Consider the following 9105-nt stretch of genomic DNA (forward strand, 5'->3'; position numbering starts at 1 on the left):
TCTAAATCAGGCTGCCAACAGCGACTCCAGCGCGGCAGTCAGGGTCGTATCGATGTGTTGTAAATCCGCGTGCACGCGCAAAGCGCTCAAATCGAGCGCCAGCGCCCCCACGCGAAGCGTCGTACCAAAGGAACTGACTGTCCACGTGTGAAGCTCGTGGTCATTCAGGACGGCGTCGCCAAGCACGCGGGGATACACCAGCAAGCCGCAGCGGCAGTTATGAGCGGTCATTGCCGCCACCAGCTCGTAGACATCCGCGTTGACCGGTTTGCGGTTGCGCATGCCTTCGGCGTCGGATAAACGCTTGTACTTTGCGTCCACGACGACCGCCGGCACGCCATGCCGCAAGACCAGATTGTCGGGACGGGAAAAGAACCGGATGCTGCTGCCCGGATCCGGTTCGGCGTACGCGATCGATACCTGTGTGCGCGCACTGAAACCTTGCTTGTTCAATATCGCAACGGCACGCGCAAGGCTCAGCTCGATAAAATGCTCGAACAGGCGCTCCATATTGAAAACGAATGAATATCCCTGCGCCACTCCACGGCCAGTGGCGTGCGACAAACCCGATGACAGCAGGGCGGCGATCTCGAGCGCTTCGGTCCAGACCCGGAACTGCGGCGGCGGCTGCAAGCGGCCGCCCTGCAGTGCGATCCTGCGGCTGGGCTTGCCGGGGAGGCGCAGCGCCAGGTCGGACAGCCTGCGGCGCAGAGTGGGCGCGCGAACGGCTGCGGCGAAGGCCAGCGCCGCCCACTTCAGCAGTCCGTTATAGCCGTTGTCGGCATCGAGTTCGTCGACGTCGCACTCGAGCAGGTGTGGCCGGGCGAAGACCGATCTGATCTGGCGGGGCAAGTTCATGCGCCCGCGCAGGACCGGCAAGCACTGCGGGCTGGTTTTATACGTGTGAATCGCCTGGTCAGCCAGGCCGGCCTCTGTTGCATCCGAAAAAGCCATCGCCAGCAAATCGACAAAGCTGTGCCGCTCGACGGCCAGATGCCGGGCCCGATTAAGTGCCAGGTCGCGTTTGCGCGCATGCTGCATCAGCAACAGCATACTGGCGCTCCAGTCGCCCAGGCCGTCGCCCCGCGGTACGAATTTGGGGGCGATATCGAGCACCAGGTCGCCCACGCTCACGGTCCCTGCGATACCGGAGGTGCGCACTTCGACCGCACCGCCCATACCGCTGCGAAATGCGAACGGATCGGCACGCAAACCGAGCTGCTTGCGAAACTTCTTTCCCAAGCCCTCCAACGATTGCCGCAATCGGTCGGGATCCCCGCGCCCGGCGGAAAAGCCCGCGTCCCAGGGCTGCCAGTCGCCGTTCTCGATCAGCAGGCGCTCGTTATGCATCACGGCCGGCGCTCATCATGGCGCCGTACTTTGCGCTTGCGGCGCCCCGGCGAAGCGTTGCAGGAATGCGAGCACGGCGGCACTCTGCGGCGCCGGTTCAGCGGAGGCAAGATAGGCCATGGCGCCGGCTTCCGACTCGTCCGAGTCCGGTTCATGGACCTGCAAACCGGAACCGGCATCGCTAAGGTCGAGACCGAGCAGCGCGATCAACACCTCTGTGCGTCCGTGAAACAGTTCGATCAGTTGCGGAAGAATGCGAAACAGCCAGGTTTCCACCAAGGCGTCCGGGATGGCCGCGTGCGCGTTCGCGCGCACCGCTTGCAGATACCAATGGCCCAGCATGAAATCCTGGCCCAGATGCAGCCCGATGCCGCGATTGAGTTTTTCCATGACACGCACTGCCAGACGCGCCACGCCATCGTTGGTGTCGATGCCGCCAATGGGGTCGAGCGCCGCGCTGTCGCTGGGCGGCAAACCAACCGCGGAGCGCAGGTCATGCGTCGAGGGGAACAGATTGATGGTGTGAAACCTGCGCCGCATGGCCGTATCGATGGGCGCGATCGACTTGTCGACCGAATTCATGCTCGCCAGGGTGTACAGGCCGGCCGGCATCGCGAAATGGCGATGCAGTTCGCGCTCCGCGCCGCCGGCGGTGATGACGTTGATACTCTCGCCCGGCGCCAGGTACGGCAGCGTCAAGGTGATGGTTTCAAGCGTCTCGTTACCGGCGGCGTCGAGCCGCTTGCTCGGCTCCATCAGCGTGATGAACTCGCCGAAAATCCGCGACGTATTGCCCCGATTAATCTCATCGATGAGCAGCAGGCCGGCACCTTGTTGCGCCTCGGCGGCCAGCTCCAGCAAGACGCCCGGGCGCGGCACGAGCGAGAACCCGCCGCCCGGGGCCGCGTGGGGCCTGAGGCCAAGGACAAAATCTTCGTACGAATAGCCTTGATGGAAAGTGACCCAGCGGCTGGGCACCCGCGCGGCGCTGCCCACCACCAGCGGAACCGCTTCGGAGCCGGTATCGACGAAAATGCCGTGATCGACCTCGGCCCCGTCGTCATCGACGCTGAAAAGCCGGGCGACTTCGTTCATCAAATGCGATTTGCCGGTACCCGGAGGGCCGTACAACAGGACATTTTTATGGCGGCGCAGCGCATTGATAATTTCAGAGACTGTCACACTCATTTATAGTCCTCCATCCCACTTCGTCCGCATTGAGAAAATTTCTGATCTCTTCAGGCAGCGCGTTAAAATCGGCATGATGTATCCAGCGGGCGTGGAATTTTCCACTCTTATCCCGAATCAACAACATGAATTCGTTTGCATGCTCGTTAAAGACGCCACCGACACCGCGTCCGGGTCGCCACAAGGGGTAGGCCGTGTCCTTGCGCTGGGAAGGGATATTCCAGTCCTTGCGGCCCGACTTCTCGCCCATGAAGCGCACTTTCAGCACAGTTTGCGCGACCGGCGAGGCGCCTGTGTAAGGCTCGAGCGGCACGTTCAAGGTATAGCCGCCAAGGCCCGTCAGGTTGGTCTGTTCAACATCAACAAAGAAATTCTGGAAATCGCGCCTGGCCAGCCGGATATCGTACTGGCCGTCCGATAAATCGTTCAGCGTATCAAAGGTCGCCTTATTGCATTTTCGCCATAAAATGGCGCTGACAGGCTTCAGCATGGATTTTCCTAGCTCACGGCAAGGTGGTAAATTCGCTCGGCGACATTCGGCCCCTTGTGGGGGAGAGCACTGCTCTTGTATCTGCGCAGGGACATCTCGCGGAAGCTCACGCGGCCATACCCCCCTAATACGTCAAGAATCCGTTCATGCTCCATCTGGCCATCTTCGTTATAGCTCAAGAAGAAATGCTCGCATTCCATTACGCCCAGCATCGCGTTGAGCGCACCGATAGCACGGCGCTTGTAGCAGAAGTCCGATGCATGCGTTTCCCAATTGCGCAGCCCGGTGGAGCCGATCAGGGCCGGTTTGTCGTTGCGGACGATCGTTTCCAGCACATGATAGTAAGCGGCGTACTGCCGCTTGGTGTACGGCGGGTCGGCGTAAATGATGCGTGCCTTCACTTGCGCGACGGCGTCCTGCGCCTCCATCGACAGCACGGCATGATCGCCGCGATGACCGTCGATAAAACCACTTGGCCTGAGCAGCATGGGCGCCAGCGCCCGCGCTTTCCACTGTTTCAGATAGCAACCGAAGGTGCCGGCGACGTTGCTGACAGAACTGACGGCCCGGATCAGATCGCTGATCAGGAGCGCGTGCTCGGCGTCGGTGAGCAGCGGGCGCCAGGCCGCGATCTGGTCGCGAATCGCATCGATTTTCTGGGCATTGAACTCTGTAAAGTAGCGCCGCTCGGTCGCAATCTCGACCGCTGACGCCGGCGAAAAATTTTTATGAACGAAGCCGCCTGGCGCCGCGCTCAGGTCATTCAGGAAATCCAGGACAAGCTGATACGCCCCGAGGCCTGCCGCGTTGAACGACAATGACGCCGAAAGACGTTCGAAGCCGGGGGCCGCATGGTTGAGCAGCACCGCCGACGTCAGATTGAAGCAGGTGGCAAGGTGATCGTTCGCGGTCACAGTGAACCCCAGGTTCTTGAACGCGGCGGACACCACGCCGGTCCCGGAAAAAAGGTCCAAGATGTGTTTCGGCCCACTTCCACTCTGGTCCACCACGGCCCGTGCCACAAAATCGATCAAGGCACGCTTGTTACCGATATATTCGGTTGCCAGGGGAGGCAAAGTTGCTACAGCTTCGCTTAAATTAGACATCAATTCACTTAAAAAACGTTCGCGCATCGCCTTGCCGGGTTTACACGACGGCTCGGTGGGCAGGTCGCATCGCACAATCGTGCGCAAGGCCCCCCCTGAATGCAACTCATGAGTGTATCAGATCGACAGTGGGCGCGGACGAATGTTCAGCTTTTGCGCAGGCCGCCGCAAGCCCCGGCGAAGCAGCCGGCCTCGCACGCAATTCATTGAATTGAAAGGATAAATTCCTCACAGCGCGACCGTGAGCCCCCACTCGATGAGGTCCCGAACGGCCTGCGGGGTCAAGACCAGGGCCTCGCCCTGGAACGTCGGGCAGGCGGTGCGAATCGTCGGCGCGCCACGACCGCGCGCGACCACGGCGGTTCGACTGTCATCGGGCTGATGCAGTCCATAGCGCAAGAATAGCGTCTGGTCCATCGCCGCGACCGTCACCTGGACGCCATCGAACCAACCCTGATCGTAAATTTCAAAGACGCGCCACAGATAGACGCGCTCATTGACAGTGATGCGGCGCATTCCTTTGGTACTGATTGCCATCGTGTTCCTCATGGATAAACGCTGCCAACACCAAAACTTCTCCCCATCGTCTAGCCGAAGTCTGTCTCGGCATACAGAAGTGCCTTCAATGCGGCGACTTGGGCTGCGCTCTTCGTTGCCTGTTTCTTCTTAAAACGGGTCAAATTCTCCAACTTCCATCGCAGGGCCGGAAGCGTCTGGACATCCGGATTCGACAAGAGTGTCCAGTCTGGATTGGCATCGGCCAGGCTGACCAGGAACTCACGATGGCGGCTCGTCAATTTTTCCATCATGTCGCTGCGCAGCCGGCTTCGCGTTTCCAGCAGTACCTCAAGTGACGGCGGTTCTGCCTCAGTCATGCCGATGAACTGGTCTTCGTAGATTTGACGGAGGTCGAGGTCGTTGCCACCCAAGACTTCGTGGGTTGGGCGATTGTGGCCCGCAAGGTAGACGACGAAGCAATCGACCATGGCCGATGTCAGGCCACCGTTCTGGTAGAGCAGCCAGACGTCGAACAAGTCTCGAGGGTGCTGTCGGTCCAAAGCAGCGACGAGCTTGCTCGCATAGAGTTCATCGTGGTCGAAAATCGGGGCGTAGACGTGGATTCCAAACTGCTTGACTACCGCTGCCGAGACGGACTGGCGTGCTGTAACGGGCAGAACCGTGCCTCTGAAAACGGTGTTGACCTCGATTTTCAGGGTAAGGCCGTCTCGGCCTTCCATGACCAACAATTTCGACTCCGGCTCGTTTCCGACTCGAACCGGCCTGGCCTTCAGTCCTCGGGCTTCCAGCCTGCTCGCGATGTCTTGAAGTGCTTTCGCTATCGCCGCTAACGCGACGTCCCTGGGCTCAGTGCCGTTGAGGTAGACAAGGTCGATATCGACGGACAAGCGCGGCGCCTCTTGGACAAACAAGTTGATGGCGGTGCCGCCTTTGATAGCAAATTGACCCTCAACGAATACATCCGGAATTACGTCCAACAACAAGCGGACGGTGTTGATATAGATGGCGTCGAGCATGATTATTTTATGGTGAGAAGGGTGCCGTCCCGCAGGCGGCGCGTCCAGCGTGTTTTGCTTCCGAGTTTGAGGCTAAAGCGTTCACGCAGGGCAACGACATCAATGGCGTTTGTTTGCTGCGCAAGCTGCAGAAACAATCGGACAGTCTTGATGCGGGTGCATGCCGTCAACAGAGCGCCCATCGCGTCCAGACGCATACTGGTAAAGGACTCGAACAGGTGCGTCGCTTCCTCCAAATCCTGCGTGACACCGACTTCGTTCAAGACTTCCAGCAACGCACGCTCGCGACTCGATACGCACAGGCCGGCAGCATGGTCCGCAACGCTTGCATACCCCTCGTCATCGAGAAGGGACGTTAGCGTATCTACATCAAACAGTGCGCGTTGATGATAGCGCGCCGGGAAGCGCACCGTGAACCAATCTGGCAGCTGAAAACGTTGCGCGCCCCATAACTGGATTCTTGAACGAGAACTGATGTTATGACGTATTCCTTGCCATGAAAGGGCAGTCTTTCCACCTACGTGCAGGCCAGGGCTGCGCTTCTGCAAGTACAGCAGGCAGTTGTCGAGCTGCAAGGTGTCGTTGGGATATGCGTAGGTTCCCTGCTCCAAGCGCTCCAGCCAGCCGCTCTTCGCATACTTGGCGGCCAAGGCGGGAGATATCTCATATTCCGCCAGTTCGGCCAATCCAAACGGCTGCCCGTGAGGCAATCCTTGAAGGACCAATTTGAGTAAGGAATGTCGCGAATTTGACTTCATGGTTGAATTTTACAACAAAAAGCAAACACAAAAAACGTGAATGTTTGATTTTTGCTTCAAAATTCACCTCACAGACGAATTTGGCGTGAAAAGATAAACATCAGGCCATCAGACATCTTCGGCCCTTTTGCCTTCTGGCATCACGATGCAATGAGCATTTGTTGCGACTCGACCGTAAGCGTCCGGCCTACCCACCTATGATTTCCTGATCGGCAACGCCACACTGTTCTCCTTGATTTTCTTAGGAGGAAGCGGATGGTAAACAAGGCACGCGAGCAGTTGTGGCAAGAGCGCATCGCACAGTTGCAGGCCAGCGGCATGTCGCAGCGGGCGTATGCTATGGAACACGGTTTCTCAACGCGGCAGGTTAGCTATTGGGTGCGCCGGATGACGAAGTCGCAGGCCGCGCCTGCGCTGTTGCCGGTTCGGGTAGCGCCATCGATAGTCCCAGCGGTGGCCGCGATGAGCCTGCGCAGCGAACGCGGCTGGACGTTGAACCTACCGAGCGATGTGCCGGCCAGCTGGCTGGCCGAATTGATGCGGGCTCTCTGATGAAGCTCTCGGCCGATACGATCTGGCTAGCGACCGCGGCGGTGGACATGCGCACTGGCATCGACGCTCTGTCGTTGCACGTACAGCAGGCGCTGGGGCGTTCGCCCTGTGACGGCACAGCTTACGTGTTCGCCAATCGCCGCCGTACGCGCCTAAAGGTGGTGTGCTGGGACGGTACTGGTGTTTGGATGTGCCTGCGTCGGCTGCACCGTGGCCAGTTCGTCTGGCCCCAGGTTGACGATGCGTGCTGGCAGATGAGCGCTGAGCAATGGCAATGGTTGGTGACGGGAGTCGATTGGCAGCGCCTGTGCGCGCCAGCGCCCGCACAGTGGCGGCTATGAGTAGGTAAACTGTTGCGCTTGTAAACATGAAGCAGGCCCTGTAAACTGCTCAGCATGAACCCGCTCGACGCACTCGCCGCCACCGACATCGACCCAGCGCTGCTGGTGCAAGTGCGCGCCTTGTTCGAACGGCAGCAGGCCGATCTGGAGCAGAGCAGTGTGACCCTTGCAAAATTGGATGCCGAGCTGGCCGAGAAGAAGTTCAAGATCACGGCGCTGACGCACGAACTGGCGTATTACCGCCGGATCCGTTTCGGCAAAGCCAGCGAGGCCTTGGCCGGTGAGCAGCGCCTGCTGTTCGACGAAACGGTCGACATGGACTTGGCCGCCATCGAAGAAGAACTCGAGCGGCAGGAACCGGCCAAGCGGCAGCGCAAGCGCGCCGGGCGCCAACCGCTGCCACCGGAACTGCCACGCATCGAACACCGGCATGAGCCGGAGTCGTGCCAGTGCGGTCAATGCGGCGCCAACCTGATCAAGATTGGCGAGGACGTCAGCGAACAGCTGGATGTGGAGCCGGCACGCTTCTTCGTGCATCGTCACATCCGCCCGCAGTATGCCTGCCGCCCTTGCGAGACAGTGACGGCAGCGCCGATTCCGCCGGCCGTCATCGATGGCGGGCTGGCAGCCGTTGGCCTGCTGGCGTGGATCGCGGTCTGCAAGTATCTCGACCACCTGCCGCTGTACCGGATCGAACAGATCGCCGCGCGCCAGGGCGTGCCACTGGCACGCTCCACGTTAGGAGAATGGATCGGGCGCATCGGCGTGGCCCTGCAGCCGCTGGCCGACCGGCTAGCAGAACTACTCAGGGAACGAAGTTGCCTGCATGCCGACGAAACACCAGTGCGCCAGCTTGATCCCGGCAGCGGCAAGACCAAGCACGCCTACCTGTGGGCGTACCGTTCCAATGCGCTCGATGACGGGCCGTCAGTGGTCGTGTTCGACTACCAGACCAGTCGTGCTGGTGCGCACGCGCGCGCCTTTCTGCAGGACTGGCGCGGCCACCTGATGGTTGACGATTACGCCGGTTACAAGGCGCTCTTCACGACAGGCCCAACCGAGCTCGCATGCCTGGCCCACATCCGCCGCAAGTTCTTCGACGTGCATGCCGCCAGCGGCAGCCCGGTGGCTGAGGAAGCGCTGCGCCGCATCGCCCAGCTGTACGCCATCGAACAGCAAGCATCGGGCATGACGCTGGCGCAGCGCCTCGCATTACGCGAACAACATGCCATCCCGGCCTTGGCCGCCATGCACGCCTGGTTGCTGACCACGCAGCTCAGCGTCGCCGTGGGCAGCGGTACCGCCAAGGCCATTGAGCATGCTCTCAAACGCTGGCCAGCGCTGCAGCGCTATGCCAGTTCGGGCAGTCTGCCCATCGATAACAACCCGGTCGAGAACGCGATACGCCCCATCGCTATCGGCAAGAAAAATTGGCTGTTTGCCGGCTCGGAGCGGGCGGGCCGCCGCGCCGCTGCCATCCAAAGCCTGTTCGCCACCGCAAAACTCAATGGCCTCGACCCGGCACGCTGGCTGGCCGAGACTCTCGAAAAACTTCCGACCTGTCCAAATAGCAGGATCGATTCGCTGCTACCGTTTCCAAACTCTACACAGCTCTAAGCAGCGATGGAAGGTGGGCCGACTGGACGCTTACACTCGACCGTAAGCGATCCATCAACCCCAGACTGTTCAGGAAGTCACGCCGCTGGTTAAATCGGGGGTATGCAAATCCTTCATATTCCACGGCAGCAGCGCCGCGACGTCATCCACGGTTTTCGCCGCTGGCAA

Annotated in this window: 10 protein-coding genes; 3 read left to right on the forward strand and 7 right to left on the reverse strand. The window is 60.2% G+C overall.

Going from position 1 to position 9105, the window contains the following annotated elements; all coding sequences use genetic code 11:
• Nucleotides 1-6 precede the first annotated feature (6 nt).
• The 7 genes from F2P45_RS20720 to F2P45_RS20750 all read right to left on the reverse strand — a co-directional run bounded on the left by F2P45_RS20720 (nt 7) and on the right by F2P45_RS20750 (nt 6427).
• Nucleotides 7-1350: an McrC family protein gene (locus tag F2P45_RS20720; RefSeq protein ID WP_229505202.1), complete on the reverse strand. Its 1344-nt coding sequence runs from the start codon at nt 1348-1350 to the stop codon at nt 7-9.
• A gap of 15 nt (nt 1351-1365) precedes the next feature.
• Entirely contained in the window at nt 1366-2445 is a 1080-nt protein-coding gene (locus F2P45_RS20725; RefSeq protein WP_166879363.1) for an AAA family ATPase, read from the reverse strand.
• Nucleotides 2446-2518: 73 nt separating this feature from the next.
• The gene (locus tag F2P45_RS20730) at nt 2519-3028 is read right to left on the reverse strand and encodes a hypothetical protein (protein WP_166879365.1); all 510 of its coding nucleotides are present in this window, start codon (nt 3026-3028) and stop codon (nt 2519-2521) included.
• An 8-nt stretch (nt 3029-3036) separates the two neighbouring features.
• A complete protein-coding gene (locus F2P45_RS20735; RefSeq protein WP_166879368.1) occupies nt 3037-4221 on the reverse strand; it encodes a DNA adenine methylase in 1185 nt (394 codons plus the stop codon).
• Nucleotides 4222-4362: 141 nt separating this feature from the next.
• A complete protein-coding gene (locus F2P45_RS20740) occupies nt 4363-4671 on the reverse strand; it encodes a hypothetical protein (protein ID WP_166879371.1) in 309 nt (102 codons plus the stop codon).
• A 50-nt stretch (nt 4672-4721) separates the two neighbouring features.
• Nucleotides 4722-5669, reverse strand: a complete 948-nt coding sequence (locus F2P45_RS20745) for a nucleotidyl transferase AbiEii/AbiGii toxin family protein (RefSeq protein WP_166879374.1) — start codon at nt 5667-5669, stop codon at nt 4722-4724.
• Nucleotides 5670-5671: 2 nt separating this feature from the next.
• A complete protein-coding gene (locus F2P45_RS20750) occupies nt 5672-6427 on the reverse strand; it encodes a type IV toxin-antitoxin system AbiEi family antitoxin domain-containing protein (RefSeq protein WP_166879376.1) in 756 nt (251 codons plus the stop codon).
• Nucleotides 6428-6682: 255 nt separating this feature from the next.
• Here F2P45_RS20750 and tnpA point away from each other — a divergent pair, with 255 nt between their 5' ends.
• From tnpA to tnpC, 3 genes are read left to right on the forward strand one after another with little or no spacing between them, the layout of a single operon-like run.
• Entirely contained in the window at nt 6683-6979 is a 297-nt protein-coding gene (gene tnpA, locus F2P45_RS20755; protein WP_166879379.1) for an IS66 family insertion sequence element accessory protein TnpA, read from the forward strand.
• Nucleotides 6979-7320, forward strand: coding sequence for an IS66 family insertion sequence element accessory protein TnpB (tnpB, locus tag F2P45_RS20760; RefSeq protein WP_166879382.1), 342 nt, complete (start codon nt 6979-6981; stop codon nt 7318-7320). The genes tnpA and tnpB overlap by 1 nt, the downstream gene beginning before the upstream one ends.
• 54 nt (nt 7321-7374) lie before the next feature.
• Nucleotides 7375-8937 (forward strand): IS66 family transposase, encoded by a 1563-nt coding sequence (gene tnpC / locus F2P45_RS20765; RefSeq protein ID WP_166879385.1) that lies wholly within the window; start codon nt 7375-7377, stop codon nt 8935-8937.
• Nucleotides 8938-9105: the final 168 nt, after the last annotated feature.

It is taken from the genome of Massilia mucilaginosa, assembly GCF_011682145.1.
Taxonomy (GTDB): domain Bacteria; phylum Pseudomonadota; class Gammaproteobacteria; order Burkholderiales; family Burkholderiaceae_D; genus Telluria_A; species Telluria_A mucilaginosa.

What these genes read in the sequence shown, in the direction of transcription:
- F2P45_RS20745 (WP_166879374.1), bottom strand. Translation starts at nt 5,669, where the DNA reads ATGCTCGACGCCATCTATATCAACACCGTCCGCTTGTTGTTGGACGTA.
- F2P45_RS20730 (WP_166879365.1), bottom strand. Translation starts at nt 3,028, where the DNA reads ATGCTGAAGCCTGTCAGCGCCATTTTATGGCGAAAATGCAATAAGGCG.
- tnpC (WP_166879385.1), top strand. Translation starts at nt 7,375, where the DNA reads ATGAACCCGCTCGACGCACTCGCCGCCACCGACATCGACCCAGCGCTG.
- F2P45_RS20720 (WP_229505202.1), bottom strand. Translation starts at nt 1,350, where the DNA reads ATGCATAACGAGCGCCTGCTGATCGAGAACGGCGACTGGCAGCCCTGG.
- F2P45_RS20750 (WP_166879376.1), bottom strand. Translation starts at nt 6,427, where the DNA reads ATGAAGTCAAATTCGCGACATTCCTTACTCAAATTGGTCCTTCAAGGA.
- F2P45_RS20725 (WP_166879363.1), bottom strand. Translation starts at nt 2,445, where the DNA reads ATGAACGAAGTCGCCCGGCTTTTCAGCGTCGATGACGACGGGGCCGAG.
- tnpB (WP_166879382.1), top strand. Translation starts at nt 6,979, where the DNA reads ATGAAGCTCTCGGCCGATACGATCTGGCTAGCGACCGCGGCGGTGGAC.
- tnpA (WP_166879379.1), top strand. Translation starts at nt 6,683, where the DNA reads ATGGTAAACAAGGCACGCGAGCAGTTGTGGCAAGAGCGCATCGCACAG.
- F2P45_RS20740 (WP_166879371.1), bottom strand. Translation starts at nt 4,671, where the DNA reads ATGGCAATCAGTACCAAAGGAATGCGCCGCATCACTGTCAATGAGCGC.